Source organism: Actinoallomurus sp. NPDC052308, assembly GCF_040679195.1.
Taxonomy (GTDB): domain Bacteria; phylum Actinomycetota; class Actinomycetes; order Streptosporangiales; family Streptosporangiaceae; genus Actinoallomurus; species Actinoallomurus liliacearum.
Window position 1 is genome coordinate 114,970 of record NZ_JBFAUM010000003.1, and the last position, 15,985, is coordinate 130,954.

The following is a 15,985-nucleotide window of genomic DNA, read 5'->3' on the forward strand; positions in this document are numbered from 1 at the left end:
CTTCCCGCCCCCCGTGCCCTGACGGCTTCTTGCGGTGGATCGCGCGATTCGTCACGTCTTCAACGCCGATCTATCTTGCAGGGTTCCAAGTGATGACACCACGCGTTTGTCGGTATTTGACCGACTACGAAACCGCAAGGGGAATATGGAACTAAGGTGTGCCGTGTCGCGCGTCAGGTACTAATGGGGGGTCCGATGAGCTTCGTCATGTCGTCGAGGACCGTCCGCAAAGCCCTCCTGATCGCCGCGGCCGTACTCGGGCTCGGGTGGCTCAGCGGCCTCGGAACCCACCCGGCCGGCCCCGCGCGGGGCACGGGTGGGACCGCCGGGCCGCCCATCCCGGAGACGGCGACCGGCCGGTCCGCCTCACGTGGCGCACCGCCCACCGGGCCGCTCGGCCGGCCGAGGTCGCGTCCCGTGGGCGGCCCGCCCACCACGGCGTCACGCGGCCCGGCGAACGCCGCGGCGGCCCACGCCCCGGCGAACGACCTCATCGCACGCCTGCGGTACCTCGCCCAGCTCCCCGGCACCAAGGCCGCGGCGCCCAAGCCGCGGGTCGACTGCCGCAAGGTCAAGTGCATCGCGCTGACGTTCGACGACGGCCCGGGCCCGTACACCGCGAAGCTGCTGAACATGCTCGCCGCCCGGCACGTCAAGGTCACCTTCTTCCTCATCGGCGGCAACATCCGCGGCCGCGAGGCGCTCGTCCGCCGTGAGCTCGCCGAGGGCCACGTGGTCGGCGACCACACCTGGTCGCACCCGTCGCTCAGCTCGCTGTCCGACGGCGCCATCCGCTCCCAGTTGACGCGCACCCTCGGTGAGATCCGCCGGGCGTCCGGCCACGGCACCGTCCTGATGCGACCGCCGTACGGCGCGACGGACCGGCAAGTGGCGGCGGTGGCGCGCCGCATGGGCATGGCGCAGATCCTCTGGAGCGTCGACACCAATGACTGGCTGGACCGGAACTCGGCGATCGTCGCGCATCGCGCGGTGTCCTGGGCCCATCCGGGCGACATCATCCTGATGCACGACATCCACCCGACGACGGTGAACGCCGTGCCGAAGATCCTGGCCGGTCTGTCGCGACGCGGCTTCACGTTCGTCACCGTGCCCGAACTGTTCGGCGTACGGTCGCTGAAGCCGGGGGAGACCTACTTCGACGGGCCCGTGCCCCGGCCGAAGAGCCCGCGGACGAAGGCCGCTTCGCACCCGAGCGGCGCGGCGAACCCGAGCGGCGCGCACCCCTCGGGTGGCCCGGCCGCAACACGGGCACCCGCCACGCCCGGAGGCTGACCCGCCGGTCCGGGGCCGCCGCGCCCGAAGGCGACTTGCCTGGTCCAGGCCCGCCGCACCCGGAGGCCGACCTGCTGGACCGGGGGATCGCCCCAGGGACGGATCAGGGGTTTCCCGGATGGATTCGGAATCGGGCGCGGCGCACGATCGATGGCATGACCATCTCCACACCGACCGGCGCGCTGCGCGTCTCCGCCGCCGAACGCGAGCCGATCGTCGACCGGCTGCAGCAGGCCTTCGCCGAAGGCCGCCTCGACAAGGAAGAACTCGACCTGCGGCTGCATCTCGCGATGACGGCCAGGACACGGGCCGACCTGGACGCGGTGCTGGCGGACCTGTCGCCCGTGCCCGCCGCGCACCGGGCGCCGACGCCGGTCGGCGAGCCGACCGCCGAGCAGCGCGTGCTGGCCGCGCTCGCGCACGTCCTCGGCGCCACCACCCTCTTCCTGGGACCGCTCGTCATGCTGTGCACGCGCGCCCGGCGGTCGCCGTACGTCCGCCGGCACATCGTCGAGGCCCTCAACTTCCAGCTCACGCTGCTGCTGCTGACGGTCGTGACCTTCGGCATCGGGGGGATCGCGTACGCGGTCGCCTGGATCGTCTGCGGGGTCGCCGCGCTGCTGGCGCTCGTGGGCACGGCGTTCCGGTATCCGTTCACCCTCCGGCTGGTGCACTGACCCGATCACGCCGCGTATCGGGCGTGCCCTGGCTGTGCCGCCGGATGCCGGGATGAGAAGATCGACAGGTGACAGGTCACCAAACCGCGGTCGAGAGGCTCCTGGCGTCCTACCGGGCCATCCCGGAGGGCGCACCGGTCCGGCTGGCGAAACGCACCTCGAACCTGTTCCGGTTCCGCGACGAGATCCAGGCGCCCGGCCTCGACGTCAGCGGCTTCGACAAGGTCCTGAGCGTGGACCCCGAGGCCCGCGTCGCCGATGTCCAGGGCATGACGACGTACGAGGACCTGGTCGACGCGACCCTGCCGTACGGCCTGATGCCGTTCGTCGTCCCGCAGCTCAAGACGATCACACTGGGCGGCGCGGTGACGGGGCTCGGCATCGAGTCGTCGTCGTACCGCAACGGGTTGCCGCACGAGTCCGTGCTGGAGATGGAGATCCTCACCGGCGCGGGCGAGGTCGTCACCGCGACTCCGGACAACGAGCACCGCGACCTGTTCTACGGCTTCCCGAACTCGTACGGGACGCTCGGGTACGCCCTGCGCCTCAAGATCAAGTTGCAGCCGGTCAAGCCGTACGTCGCGCTGTGGCACGTGCGGTTCTCCTCCGCGCAGGAGTGCGTGGAGGCCATCGACGAGCTCGGTGCCGAGGCGGACTTCATCGACGGCACGGTGTTCGGCGGGGATGAGCTGTACCTCACGCTGGGCCGGTTCGCCGACACGGCCGAGCGCGTCTCCGACTACACGGGGCAGGGGATCTACTACCGGTCGATCCGCGACCGGTTCGTCACGCCGCGCTGGCTGCGGCCGGACGGCCCGCCGACCGACGCTCTGACGACGCACGACTACCTCTGGCGGTGGGACACCGACTGGTTCTGGTGCTCGCGCGCGTTCGGCGCGCAGCATCCCCTCGTGCGCCGGGTCTGGCCGGCGTCCAAGAAGCGTTCCGACGTCTACCGCCGGCTGGTCGCGCTCGACAAGCGCCTGCAGACGTCGGCGCGGGTCGACCGCTGGCTCGGCCGGCCGCCCCGCGAGGACGTCATCCAGGACGTCGAGGTGCCGGTGGAGCGGCTGCCCGAGTTCCTCGAGTTCTTCCACCGTGAGATCGGCATGAGCCCGGTGTGGCTGTGCCCGCTGCGGGCACAGGACAAGTGGCCGCTGTACCCCCTCGAGCCCGGACGGACGTACGTCAACGTGGGCTTCTGGGGGACGGTGCCGCAGAAACCCGGTCGGCTGCCCGAACACCACAACCGGCTGATCGAGCGCGAGGTCGCCCGCCTCGACGGCCACAAATCGCTGTACTCGACGGCGTTCTACACGCGTGAGGACTTCTGGCGGCACTACGACGGCGCTACCTATCGCACGTTGAAGGAGGAATACGACCCGGAGCGGCGGCTGCTGGATCTCTACGACAAAACCGTACGGGGCAGGTGAAGATGAAGCTGGCGGAGGCTTTCGAACGCGTCGTCGGACGCGACGCACAGGTGGAGTTCCGGGCGTACGACGACAGTCGCGCCGGAGCTCTCGGCGCGGACGTCAGGGTGGAGGTCAGGTCGCCGTACGCGGTGTCCTATCTCGCCCACGCGCCGGGTGCGCTGGGGCTGGCCCGCGCGTACGTCGCGGGGTACCTCGACGTGCACGGGGACATGCACACGGCACTGTTCCGGATGCAGTCGGCCCTCGGCGAACTGAGCTGGGCCGACAAGAGGACCCTGCTGCGCGGCATTCTGGGCGACCCGCTGCTGCGCGCCGCCGCGCTGACGCGTCTCGACCCGCCGCCGCAGGAGGTACGGCCCGCCCGCGTGCCACTCCTGTCGGGACTGCGGCATTCCAAGCGCCGCGACGCGAAGGCGATCTCCCATCACTACGACGTCTCGAACACCTTCTACGAGTGGGTGCTCGGCCCGTCGATGGCCTACACCTGCGCGTGCTTCCCCTCGGAGGACGCGACGCTGGAGCAGGCGCAGTTCCACAAGTTCGACCTCGTGGCGCGCAAGCTCGGGCTCCGCGAGGGCATGCGGCTGCTCGACGTCGGCTGCGGCTGGGGCGGCATGGTCATGCACGCCGCGCGGGAGTACGGCGTGAAGGCGCTCGGCGTGACGCTGTCCAAGCAGCAGGCCGAGTGGGCGCAGAAGGCGATCGCCGAGGCGGGGCTGTCGGAGCTCGCCGAGGTCCGCCACCTCGACTACCGCGACGTCAAGGAGGACGGCTTCGACGCCGTCAGCTCGATCGGCCTGACCGAGCACATCGGCAAGGCGAACGTCCCCGGCTACTTCTCCTTCCTGTACGGCAAGCTCAAGCCGGGCGGCCGAATGCTGAACCACTGCATCACCCGCCCTGACGACAACGAGCCGTCGATCCGCCAGGAAGGCTTCATCAACCGGTACGTCTTCCCCGACGGCGAACTGGAGGGGCCGGGCTGGCTGATCTCGCGGATGAACGACGCCGGCTTCGAGATCCAGCATGAGGAGAACCTCCGCGAGCACTACGCCAAGACCCTGGCCGGCTGGTGCCGCAACCTCGACGACCACTGGGACGAGGCGGTCGCCGAGGTCGGGGAGGGCACCGCGCGCGTGTGGCGGCTGTACATGGCCGGCTCGCGGCTCGGGTTCGACCTGAACTGGATCCAGCTGCACCAGGTGCTCGGCGTCAAGCTGGGAGAGGACGGCCGCTCCGGCATGCCGCTGCGGCCTGCGTTCGAGCCGCCGACGGCCGGCTGACCGCCGACTGCGGTGACGGCCGGCCACGGTCGGTCGCGGTGACGGGTGGTCGCGGCGTGCGCCGCGACCACTCCGGGACGCGCCGGGCAGGGCGTGACGGGTCGGCGACGGCGGCTTAGTGTCGGCCTCATGACGGAGATCGCGACGATCCAGGCGAACGGCCTGAGCTTCGGCTACCTCGAGGCCGGCAGCGGGCCGCTCGCGCTGTGCCTGCACGGCTTCCCCGACTCGGCGCACACCTGGCGGCATCTGCTCCCCGCGCTGGCCGACGCCGGCTACCACGCTGTCGCGCCGTTCCTGCGCGGCTACGCGCCCACGGACGTGCCGAAGGACGGCGCCTACCAGGTCGGCGCGCTGGCGGCCGACGCGAACGCCCTGCACGAGGCGTTCGGCGGGGACGCCGACGCGGTGCTCATCGGGCACGACTGGGGCGCCGCCGCGACGTACGCCGCCGTCGCGCACGCCCCGGAGCGCTGGCGGCGGGCGGTGGCCATGGCGCTCCCGCCGTTCGGGGCCATGTTGTCGAGTTTCTTCGACTACGCGCAGCTCAAGCGGTCCTTCTACATCTTCCTGTTCCAGACGCCGCTGGCCGAGGCGGCGGTGCTGATGGAGGACCTGGCGTTCCTCGACGGCCTGTGGGCGGACTGGTCGCCGGGCTACGACGCCGCCCGCGACGTCGCCCACGTCAAAGAGTGCCTCCGCGACCCGGAGAACCTGTCCGCCGCCATCGGCTACTACCGGGCGATGCTCGACCCGTCCCGGCACCTGCCCGCGTACGCCGCCGAACAGGAGGCGGCCGAACGCGTCGGCGAGCGGCCGATCCTCTATCTGCACGGGGCGGCCGACGGCTGCCTGGACGCCGGGCTCGCCCGAGACGTCGACGGGCATCTCCCGCCCGGTTCGCGGTCGGCGTTCGTCGCCGGCGCCGGGCACTTCGCGCATCTGGAGCGGCCCGGGGAGGTCGAGCGGCTGATCCTGGACTGGCTGGCCGACGATCGACCCGTACGAACCGGTGCGGTGTAAGTGCTTACTTTGGCAGAATGGAGCAGAATCGCGTTCTAGTCGAGGAGGAGCGGCGTGGAGAAGACCCGGCCCGACGGGATCGATCTGACCGAGTGGGATTTCTGGGCGAGCCCGCTCGACGAGCGTCATGCGGCGTTCCGGACGCTGCGGGGGCTGCCGCGGCCGGCGTTCTTCCGGGAGCCGGAGCTGTCGTTCGTGCCGGCGGGGCCCGGGTACTACGCGCTGGTCACCCACGCGGACGTCGTCGAGGCCTCGCGCCGGCCGGCCGACTTCTGCTCCGGGCAGGGTGCGATCAACATCAACGACATGCCGGCCGACCTGGGCGAGTACTTCGGCTCCATGATCAATATGGACGACCCGCGGCATGCCAAGATCCGCCGGATCGTCTCGCGCGCGTTCTCGCCGCGCATGATCCAGCGGTTCGAGGACCAGGTCCAGGCCGTCGCCGAACAGGTCGTCGAGGAGGTCCTCGCCAAGGGCGGCGGCGACTTCGTCACCGACGTCGCCGCCCGGCTCCCCTTGAAGATCATCTGTGACCTGATGGGCATCGACGAGGCGCACTACAAGACCGTCTTCGACAACTCCAACATCATCCTCGCCGGCGCCGACACCGAGTTCGTCTCCGAGGAGGCCGACCAGGTCGCGCTGCAGCTCCTCGAGGCGGGGCAGACGCTGAAGGACCTCGTCGAGGAGCTCGGCCGCAGGCGCCGCGAGGAGCCGACCGGCGACCTCACCTCCGCGCTGGTGAACGCCAACATCGACGGCGAGTCGCTGACCGACCAGGAGCTCGGCTCGTTCTTCATCCTCCTCGTCGTCGCCGGCAACGAGACCACCCGCAACGCCATCGCCCACGGCCTGCACCTGCTCACCCGGTACCCGGAGCAGCGGGAGCTGCTCGCGTCGGACTTCGAGCGGTACGTTCCGGGCGCGGTGGAGGAGATCGTGCGGTACGCCTCGCCGGTCATCTGGATGCGGCGCACCGCGACCCGTGACACCGAGCTGAACGGCCGCGAGTTCAAGGCCGGCGACAAGCTGCTGCTCTACTACTGGTCGGCCAACCGGGACGAGACCGTCTTCGCCGACCCGGACGTCTTCGACATCACCCGTGATCCCAATCCCCACGTCGGTTTCGGCGGCCCCGGCCCGCACTTCTGTCTCGGCGCCCACCTGGCCCGCAGGGAGATCACCGTGATGTTCCGGGAGCTGTTCCGCCGGGCTCCGGGCATCCGCGCCACGGGTGAGCCCGACCGCCTGCTGTCCAACTTCATCAACGGCATCAAGCACCTGCCGTACACCGTCTGACGCGCCGCGCCCGGGACGCCGGGCGGCCGCCGGACGACGCCTCGACCGAGCGAGGCGTCGTTCGGCGGCCGCCCGGCGTCCTTGCGTCTGCGATAGTCTTGAGGTATGCGATCTCGGCTGCTCCTCAGCCGGCCGCGTTGACCCGAGCCGTCGACGCGGCAGCCCCTCCTGCGTGAGGGGCGTTCTCATGCCAGGGGCACGGTTCACCGCCAGCCGAAGCCGTGCGAATCAGACGAGGAACCATGACAGGCGCCGACGAGAACTACGACCCACGGACGATCCAGGACAAGTGGCAGGCCCGGTGGGAGGAGCTGAAGCCCTTCGCGGCGAGCGAGGACCCCGCCGACGAGCGGCCTCGCAAGTACGCGCTGGACATGTTCCCATACCCCTCCGGCGACCTCCACATGGGTCACGCCGAGGCGTTCGCGATCGGCGACGTGGTGGCGCGGTACTGGCTCCAGAAGGGCTTCAACGTCCTGCACCCCATCGGCTGGGACTCCTTCGGCCTGCCGGCCGAGAACGCCGCGATCAAGCGCAATTCCCACCCCGCCGAGTGGACGTACACCAACATCGACACCCAGGCGGAGTCTTTCAAGCGCTACGCGGCCTCCTTCGACTGGTCGCGCCGGCTGCACACCTCCGACCCGGAGTACTACCGCTGGAACCAGTGGCTGTTCCTGCGCTTCTACGAGCGCGGCCTGGCGTACCGCAAGGGCGGCCAGGTCAACTGGTGCCCGAACGACCAGACCGTGCTGGCCAACGAGCAGGTCGTCAACGGGCACTGCGAGCGGTGCGGCGCGGTGGTCGAGAAGCGCGTCCTGACGCAGTGGTACTTCAAGATCACTGAGTACGCCGACCGGCTGCTGGCCGACATGGCGGAGCTGGAGTGGCCCGAGCGGGTGCTGCTGATGCAGCGCAACTGGATCGGCCGCTCCGAGGGCGCCGACGTCACCTTCCAGATCGAGGGGCGCGCGGAGCCGATCACCGTCTACACCACCCGGCCGGACACCCTGTACGGCGCGACCTTCTTCGTCGTCGCCGCCGACGCCCCGCTGGCCGACGAGATCGTCGCGCCGGAGCAGCGCGCGGAGTTCGAGACCTACCGGGACGCGGTCCGCCGCGAGACGGAGATCGAGCGGCTGGCCACCGACAAGGAGAAGACCGGCGTCTTCCTGGGCCGCTACGCGATCAACCCGGTGAACGGCGAGCGCATCCCCGTGTGGGCCTCCGACTACGTCCTGGCCGAGTACGGCCACGGCGCGATCATGGCGGTGCCCGCCCACGACCAGCGCGACCTGGACTTCGCCCGCAGGTTCGGCCTGCCGGTCCGCGTCGTCGTGCACACCGGTGAGGCGGACCCGGGGGAGACCGGGGCCGCGACCCCCGGCGAGGGCGAGCTGGTCAACTCGGGTCCCCTGGACGGCCTGACCAAGTCCACCGCCATCCCGCGGATCGTCGAGATCCTGGAGGAGAAGGGCCTGGGCAAGGCCGCCGTCAACTACCGGCTGCGCGACTGGCTGATCTCCCGGCAGCGGTTCTGGGGCACGCCCATCCCGATCATCCACTGCGACGCGTGCGGCGAGGTCCCGGTCCCGGACGACCAGCTGCCCGTGCGCCTGCCGGACAACCTGCGCGGCGCCGACCTGGCCCCGAAGGGCGTGTCGCCGCTGGCGGCCGCCGCCGACTGGGTCAACGTCTCGTGCCCCAAGTGCGGCGGCGCGGCCAAGCGCGACACCGACACGATGGACACCTTCGTCGACTCGTCCTGGTACTTCCTGCGGTACTGCTCGCCGGGGTACGAGGACGGGCCGTTCGACGCCGAGAAGGTGCGCCGGTGGATGCCGGCCGACCAGTACACCGGTGGTGTCGAGCACGCCATCCTGCACCTGCTGTACGCGCGCTTCTTCACCAAGGTGCTGTACGACATGGGCCTGGTGGACTTCACCGAGCCCTTCAAGCGGCTGGTCAACCAGGGCCAGGTCATCCTGAACGGCTCCGCGATGTCCAAGACGACCGGCAACCTGGTCGACCTGGGCGAGCAGATCGCCGAGTACGGCGTCGACGCCGTACGGCTGACGATGCTGTTCTCGGGGCCGCCGGAGGACGACATCGACTGGGCGGACGTGTCGCCGTCGGGGTCGGTGAAGTTCCTGGCGCGGGTCTTCCGCGTGGCCGCCGAGGTGACGTCCGCGCCGGGCGCCGACCCGGCGACCGGCGACGTCGAGCTGCGCAAGGTGACGCACCGGACGATCGACGAGGTCACCCGGCTGGTCGAGGCGCACCGCTACAACGTGGCGATCGCCCGGATGATGGAGCTGACCTCCGCGGCGCGCAAGGCCATCGACACGGGGGCGGGCGCCGGCGACCCGGCGGTCCGGGAGGCCGCCGAGACCCTGGCGGTCATGCTGTCGCTGGTCGCGCCGTACACCGCCGAGGAGATGTGGGAGCGGCTGGGCCGTACGGCTCCGGTGGTCAAGGCCGGCTGGCCGACGGCCGACCCCGCGCTGCTGGTCCAGGAGTCGGTGACCTGCGTGGTCCAGGTGGCGGGCAAGGTCCGCGACCGCCTGGAGGTGTCCCCGGACATCGCCGAGAGCGACCTGGAGCGCCTGGCGCTGGAGTCGGAGAAGGTCAGGGCGGCCCTGGGCGACCGGGGCGTCCGCAAGGTCGTCGTGCGCGCTCCGAAGATCGTGAACATCGTGCCTGCCTGATCGGCGCCAGGGCGTGTCCGACGGGGATTCGTCGGACACGCCTTAGCCCCGGTTCGGTGCCGTGGCACCGAACCGGGGCTGATCACGTATTCCGCGGGACCGCCACCGTGCGCCCCGGAACGGCCGCGTCGCCGCCGGGGATCCCGGGCGGGATCACATCTTCCGCAGGACCGCCACCACGCGCCCGAGAATGGTCGCGTCGTCGCCGGGAATCGGGTCGTACGCCGGGTTGTGCGGCATCAGCCAGACCTTGTCGTCGCGGCGCTTGAGCGTCTTGACGGTGGCCTCGCCGTCGATCATCGCCGCCACAATGTCGCCGTTCTCCGCGACGGGCTGCTGGCGCACGACGACCCAGTCGCCGTCGGCGATGGCCGCCTCGATCATCGAGTCACCGGTGACGTTGAGCAGGAAGTGGGTGCCTTCGCCGACGAGCTGCCGCGGCAGCGCGAAGACGTCCTCCACGGCCTCCTCGGCGAGGATCGGACCACCGGCCGCGATGCGCCCGACGAGCGGGACGTACGCGGGCGCCGGCCGCGTCGGGGCCTCCTGGCCGTTGGCGACCTCGTACGACTCGCCGTCGGCCTCGGCGGCGATGGCCGGAGATCCGGGCATGCGGACGACGACCGCGCGCGGCCGGTTGGGATCGCGCAGCAGGAAGCCCTTGCGTTGCAGGGTCCGGAGCTGGTGGGACACGCTGGAGGTGCTGGTCAGGCCGACGGCCTCGCCGATCTCCCGCATCGACGGCGGATAGCCGCGCCGCTGCACCGAGTCTCTGATCACTTCCAGCACCTTGCGCTGACGGACGGTCAGGCCGCTCTCGTCGCCCGGGCCGTCGGGCATTTCCCGAACCTTGCTCATGGTGTCTCCGATGGCTGTCTTGCCGGTGACGCGTCGCCGCCGGTATTTCGGTCCCGTAGTGGGACGTTATCGCTTCTGCGGGAAATGATCAAACAGGTGTTCGAAAAATGTGGAATTTTGCGGTCCGGGGTATGTCGCGTTTAGTTCGCACACATGTTCGAAGGTAATTCCCGGGCCGGGTTCGCGGAAGGAGGGCGCCATTGGCGGCCGCGCCTTGCCGCCTCGTCGTGATCGGCGCTCTCGCGCGGCCGGCGCGAAGGGGGTGCCCGCCGACGCGGCGCCGGCGCGCCCGTGGCAGTCTTGGGGGCGCGCGACGCCCGCACCCGCCCGGCCGCCGGCCGGGATGTGATCGACCTCACCGCGACGGGCGTCGGTCGCGTTTCCGCAGGTGATCCAGGATGTACGAGGTCGAAGCGGCCGATCGCCGCCCCCGGGTGGGAGGGTCCGACACGCCGATGAGGGCGACGGATCGCCCTGTGAGCGGCGTCTTCTCGCCGGGTGCCCCATGCGGGTTGCGATGCACCCGGCCGGGCTCTACGGTTGGACCCCAACATCTAGTAGTTACATGGATGTAGTTCACCATAGGTTGTGGTTACGAGGTGAGGTTCGCGCAGTTCGCGCGTGACCCGCTGTCAGGGGGAGGAGTCCGGAGCCATGCACTGCCCGTTCTGCCGACACACCGACAGCAGGGTCATCGACAGCCGCACGGCCGACGACGGAGCCGCCATCCGGCGCCGTCGTTCGTGTCCCGAGTGCGGCCGCCGCTTCACCACCCAGGAGACGGTGCTCATGATGGTCGCCAAGCGCAGTGGCGTCACCGAGCCGTTCTCCCGGGACAAGATCATCGCCGGAGTGCGCCGGGCGTGTCAGGGCCGTCCCGTCAACGAGGACGCCCTGGCCATGCTCGGCCAGCGGGTCGAGGAGGCGATCCGGGCGACCGGGAACGCCGAGATTCCCTCGCACCAGGTCGGGCTGGCGATCCTCGGCCCGCTCCGTGAACTCGACGAGGTCGCGTACCTGCGATTCGCCTCCGTCTACCGGGGGTTCGAGACGCTGGACGACTTCGCCAAGGAAATCGAATCGCTGCGCGCGGCGTCCGGCGGCGACGCCCGTTCCTAGGGCGGCGCCCGGACCGCGGGCTGTACGGGTAATCCTGGAGGTGGGCCTGGTGTGCCCGAGAAGGGGGATGTCATGACGGAGACGGTGAGCGGCTCAGCCCGTCGGGGCAAGGCGGGTCGCAGGGGCCTGAAGATGGAGCGCGTCTTCACGCGGCCGGGCGTCCACCCGTACGACGATGTCCGGTGGGAGCGCCGGGACGTCGTCATGACCAACTGGCGTGACGGGTCGGTGAACTTCGAGCAGAAGGGCGTCGAGTTCCCCGACACCTGGTCCGTCAACGCGGTCAACATCGTCACCTCGAAGTACTTCCGCGGCGCGGTCGGCACGCCGCAGCGCGAGTCGAGCCTCAAGCAACTGGTCGACCGGGTCGTCGGGGTGTACACCGAGACCGGCCGCAAGAACGGCTACTTCGCGTCCGAGGAGGACGCCGAGATCTTCGACCACGAGCTGAAGCACGCCCTGGTCAACCAGGTCTTCAGCTTCAACTCGCCGGTCTGGTTCAACGTCGGCACCGCCTCGCCGCAGCAGGTCAGCGCGTGCTTCATCCTGTCCGTGGACGACACGATGGAGTCGATCCTGGACTGGTACAAGGAAGAGGGCGTCATCTTCAAGGGCGGCTCCGGGTCGGGGGTCAACCTCTCCCGAATCCGCTCCAGCAAGGAGCTGCTGTCCTCCGGCGGCACCGCGAGCGGCCCGGTGTCGTTCATGCGCGGCGCCGACGCCTCCGCCGGGACGATCAAGTCCGGCGGCGCGACCCGCCGGGCGGCGAAGATGGTCGTCCTCGACGTCGACCACCCGGACGTCGAGGAGTTCATCGAGACCAAGGCACGCGAAGAGGACAAGATCCGCGCCCTCCGCGACGCCGGCTTCGACATGGACCTGGGCGGCAAGGACATCGTCAGCGTCCAGTACCAGAACGCCAACAACTCCGTCCGCGTCTCCGACGAGTTCATGCGCGCGGTGGAGTCCGGCGATTCCTTCGGCCTGCGCTCCCGCCGTTCCGGCGAGGTCATCAGCCAGGTCGACGCCAAGGGCCTGTTCCGCAAGCTCGCCCAGGCGGCCTGGGAGTGCGCGGACCCCGGCATCCAGTACGACGACACGATCAACGACTGGCACACCAACCCCGAGACCGGGCGCATCACCGCGAGCAACCCGTGCTCGGAGTACATGAGCCTGGACAACTCGTCCTGCAACCTGGCCAGCATCAACCTGCTGAAGTTCCTGAACGGCGACAACACCTTCGACGTCGAGCGGTTCGTCAAGCTCAGCGAGCTGATCATCACCGCGATGGACATCTCCATCACGTTCGCGGACTTCCCGACCGAGAAGATCGGTGAGACGACCCGGGCGTACCGCCAGCTCGGCATCGGCTACGCCAACCTCGGCGCGCTGCTGATGGCGACCGGCCACGCGTACGACTCCGAGGGCGGGCGCTCGCTCGCGGCGACCATCACCTCGCTGATGACCGGCGTGGCCTACCGCCGCTCCGCCGAGCTGGCCGGCGCGGTCGGCACGTACGACGGCTACGCCCGCAACGCGGAGGCGCACCAGCGCGTCATGCGCAAGCACGCGGTCGCCAACGACGAGATCCGCACGCTCGACGCGATGGACAAGTCCATCCACAGCGAGGCCACCAAGCAGTGGCGGCAGTGCCTCAAGGTCGGCGAGAAGAACGGCTACCGCAACGCCCAGGCGTCGCTGCTGGCGCCCACCGGCACGATCGGCCTCATGATGGACTGCGACACGACGGGCATCGAGCCCGACCTGGCGCTGGTCAAGTACAAGAAGCTGGTCGGCGGCGGCTCGATGCAGATCGTTAACAACACCGTCCCGCGCGCCCTGAAGAAGCTCGGCTACCAGCAGGAGCAGATCGAGGCGATCGTCGAGTACATCTCCGAGCACGGCCACGTCGTCGACGCGCCCGGCCTGCGCCTCGAGCACTACGAGGTCTTCGACTGCGCGATGGGCGAGCGGGCGATCAGCCCGATGGGCCACGTGCGGATGATGGCCGCGGTGCAGCCGTTCCTGTCCGGCGCGATCTCCAAGACCGTGAACATGCCGGAGCAGGCCACCGTCGAGGACGTCGAGAAGATCTACTTCGAGGGCTGGAAGCTCGGCCTCAAGGCCCTGGCGATCTACCGCGACAACTGCAAGGTCGGCCAGCCGCTGTCCGTGGCCAAGAAGAAGACCGAGGAGAAGGTCGAGGAGGCGCCGGCGCCGGCCCCGGTGGTCGAGCGCGGCCCGGTGCGGACCCGCCTGCCCAAGCAGCGGACCGCGACCGTCACCCGGTTCTCCGTCGGCGGCGCCGAGGGCTACATGACCGCCTCCTGCTACCCGGACAACGGGCTCGGTGAGGTGTTCCTCAAGCTCGGTAAGCAGGGCTCCACGCTCGCCGGGGTCATGGACGCCTTCTCGATGGCGATCTCCATCAGCCTCCAGTACGGCGTGCCGCTGGAGACGTGGGTCGAGAAGTTCACCAACATGCGGTTCGAGCCGGCGGGCATGACCGACGACCCGGACATCCGGATGGCGACCTCGATGATGGACTACATCTTCCGTCGCCTCGCCCTGGACCACCTGCCGTACGAGACGCGCGCCGAGCTGGGGATCTTCTCGGCCGAGGAGCGCACGGCGCAGGCGGCGGGCCAGGACCCGGCCTCGCTGCACGCCGAGGAGGACATCGAGCGCGAGTCGCTGGCCCAGTCGGTGCCGGTCGAGCAGCCGAAGGCCAAGGAGCCGGAGGCACCCGCCGAGGCGCACTCCTCGACCGAGCTGATCGAGAGCCACCAGGGCCGTACGGCGGACGCGCCGCTGTGCCTCACCTGCGGCACGAAGATGCGCCCGGCCGGCAGCTGCTACGTCTGCGAGGGCTGCGGCTCCACCAGCGGCTGCAGCTGATTCGGAATGCCCATCAAGGCGTGAAATAGACAGTGCGGAGCGGGGAGCCGACGTGACGTCGGCTCCCCGCTCTCATGCTTTTTCGCCTAAGTGCCCTCTCCCCGCCCGGGCACTGGGCCGCGTGGGCCTGAGCCTGTAGGCAGGGGAGCGTAGACCTGCCAGCTGCGCCAGGTGGCGATCCGGTCATACCTGGATGATCGACCTTCTCGCTCCCTGCTGAGCCTGCTCCTGATGAGTTCAATTAGCTCCTTGGAAGGGTCATCAACTTGTCGAGGTCGTTTTGTCGCGCGGTCGGCTGTGGCGATGTGGAGGGCCGAGGGCTTCGCGCTGTGCCGTGGTGAGCCGGTGGTCTCCGGCGGTGACGGAGTAGGCGCCGGACGCGACGGCCCGTACGGTGACCGGGTCGCCGACCTCCGGATGCCGTTCGGCGCCGCGCAGGGCACTGGTGACGCGGTCCGGATGCCATCCCAACGCCGGGGCGAGTTGCTCGACTGTGAGCGGCTCGCTCGCATGCACCAGTGCGGCGAGCACCGTCAGCATGTCGTTGACGGCCGACTGGTCAGGGCCGCCGGCCATATTGGCGCTGAGTCGTGCGAAGAACCGGGACATGTCGTTCAGCCGGGCCCCGGCCGGTGTGGTGGCCCCGAAGATCTTGACTCCCCGCCGAGCGGTGCCGGCCCACATGGTGTTCTTGCGGGCGCTCGCCGTCCAAGCCCGGACCCAGACGTCGTCCCCGATGACGTACCGTTCGCGGGGTCGTCGGGGGTCACGCTCGCGTCGGATGATGTCCAGGCCTTCGAGGTAGCCGATCGCCTTGGACACCGACGCCGGGCTGACCTGCAGTTGTCGGACCAGGTCCACGGAGGTCAGGGCGCCGGAATCGGTGGTGACGAGGTGCACGAGCACCCGCGCGGCCATTCGGGGAAGCCCGATCTGTACCATCAGCGCCGCGAAGTCCTCCGCGAAAGCGCGGACCGCCTCAGGGTCACGCCGGTAGACGTTCGCGGCGGCCGGGGCGCGCAGCGGCCGCGCGGCGTGTCCGCGACGGCGGGCACGCCGCGCGGTGGCCTTCTGGGCGTGGTCCGCCCGGTAGTCTCCGGGCCCGCCGTTGCGAGCCACCTCCCGGCTGATGGTCGAGGTCGGCCTGCCCAGCCGCCTGGCCATCTCGGCGTAGTCGAGCCCTCCCGCCAGCCACGACGCGATGCGCCGACGGTCCTGTTCGCTCAGCCTGCTTCCCGGCATTCGCGCAGTATGCATTCGCGACCGACCGCATTGCAACGGCTGAGTTTTCGATCGTTGCAATCGAGCCCAGGCCATTGCAATCTTCTTTGTGAGAAACCGCTGTTCAACGCCATGTTCATTCCTACTAGGCGGATTGACGATTCAGG

At 69.8% G+C, this 15,985-nt stretch carries 11 protein-coding genes; 9 read left to right on the forward strand and 2 right to left on the reverse strand.

Annotated features, from left to right (window positions below; all coding sequences use genetic code 11):
* The first annotated feature begins 207 nt into the window (after positions 1-207).
* From AB0L00_RS11865 to leuS, 7 genes are all read left to right on the forward strand, one after another.
* A complete protein-coding gene (locus AB0L00_RS11865; protein WP_364431912.1) occupies positions 208-1,293 on the forward strand; it encodes a polysaccharide deacetylase family protein in 1,086 nt (361 codons plus the stop codon).
* A 155-nt stretch (positions 1,294-1,448) separates the two neighbouring features.
* The gene (locus AB0L00_RS11870; RefSeq protein ID WP_364431914.1) at positions 1,449-1,970 is read left to right on the forward strand and encodes a DUF1707 and DUF4870 domain-containing protein; all 522 of its coding nucleotides are present in this window, start codon (positions 1,449-1,451) and stop codon (positions 1,968-1,970) included.
* Between the two features lie 68 nt (positions 1,971-2,038).
* On the forward strand, positions 2,039-3,403 hold the full coding sequence (locus AB0L00_RS11875) for an FAD-binding oxidoreductase (protein WP_364431917.1): 1,365 nt from the start codon (positions 2,039-2,041) through the stop codon (positions 3,401-3,403).
* 2 nt (positions 3,404-3,405) lie between these two features.
* Positions 3,406-4,689 (forward strand): class I SAM-dependent methyltransferase, encoded by a 1,284-nt coding sequence (locus AB0L00_RS11880; RefSeq protein ID WP_364431920.1) that lies wholly within the window; start codon positions 3,406-3,408, stop codon positions 4,687-4,689.
* Between the two features lie 129 nt (positions 4,690-4,818).
* The gene (locus AB0L00_RS11885; RefSeq protein WP_364431922.1) at positions 4,819-5,712 is read left to right on the forward strand and encodes an alpha/beta hydrolase; all 894 of its coding nucleotides are present in this window, start codon (positions 4,819-4,821) and stop codon (positions 5,710-5,712) included.
* A gap of 54 nt (positions 5,713-5,766) precedes the next feature.
* Positions 5,767-7,014 (forward strand): cytochrome P450, encoded by a 1,248-nt coding sequence (locus tag AB0L00_RS11890; protein ID WP_364431925.1) that lies wholly within the window; start codon positions 5,767-5,769, stop codon positions 7,012-7,014.
* Between the two features lie 242 nt (positions 7,015-7,256).
* Complete coding sequence (leuS, locus tag AB0L00_RS11895; RefSeq protein WP_364431927.1) at positions 7,257-9,722, forward strand: leucine--tRNA ligase; 2,466 nt, start codon at positions 7,257-7,259, stop codon at positions 9,720-9,722.
* Positions 9,723-9,875: 153 nt separating this feature from the next.
* On the opposite strand, the gene lexA is transcribed toward leuS, so the two are convergent.
* Positions 9,876-10,580, reverse strand: coding sequence for a transcriptional repressor LexA (gene lexA / locus AB0L00_RS11900; RefSeq protein ID WP_345353819.1), 705 nt, complete (start codon positions 10,578-10,580; stop codon positions 9,876-9,878).
* A 654-nt stretch (positions 10,581-11,234) separates the two neighbouring features.
* On the opposite strand from lexA, the gene nrdR reads away from it, so the two are divergent.
* Positions 11,235-11,699, forward strand: coding sequence for a transcriptional regulator NrdR (nrdR, locus tag AB0L00_RS11905; RefSeq protein WP_345353820.1), 465 nt, complete (start codon positions 11,235-11,237; stop codon positions 11,697-11,699).
* A gap of 72 nt (positions 11,700-11,771) precedes the next feature.
* Positions 11,772-14,597, forward strand: coding sequence for a vitamin B12-dependent ribonucleotide reductase (locus AB0L00_RS11910; RefSeq protein WP_364431930.1), 2,826 nt, complete (start codon positions 11,772-11,774; stop codon positions 14,595-14,597).
* A gap of 261 nt (positions 14,598-14,858) precedes the next feature.
* Here the strand turns inward: AB0L00_RS11910 and AB0L00_RS11915 are convergent, their stop codons facing one another.
* Complete coding sequence (locus AB0L00_RS11915) at positions 14,859-15,839, reverse strand: MarR family transcriptional regulator (RefSeq protein ID WP_364431933.1); 981 nt, start codon at positions 15,837-15,839, stop codon at positions 14,859-14,861.
* Positions 15,840-15,985 lie beyond the last annotated feature (146 nt).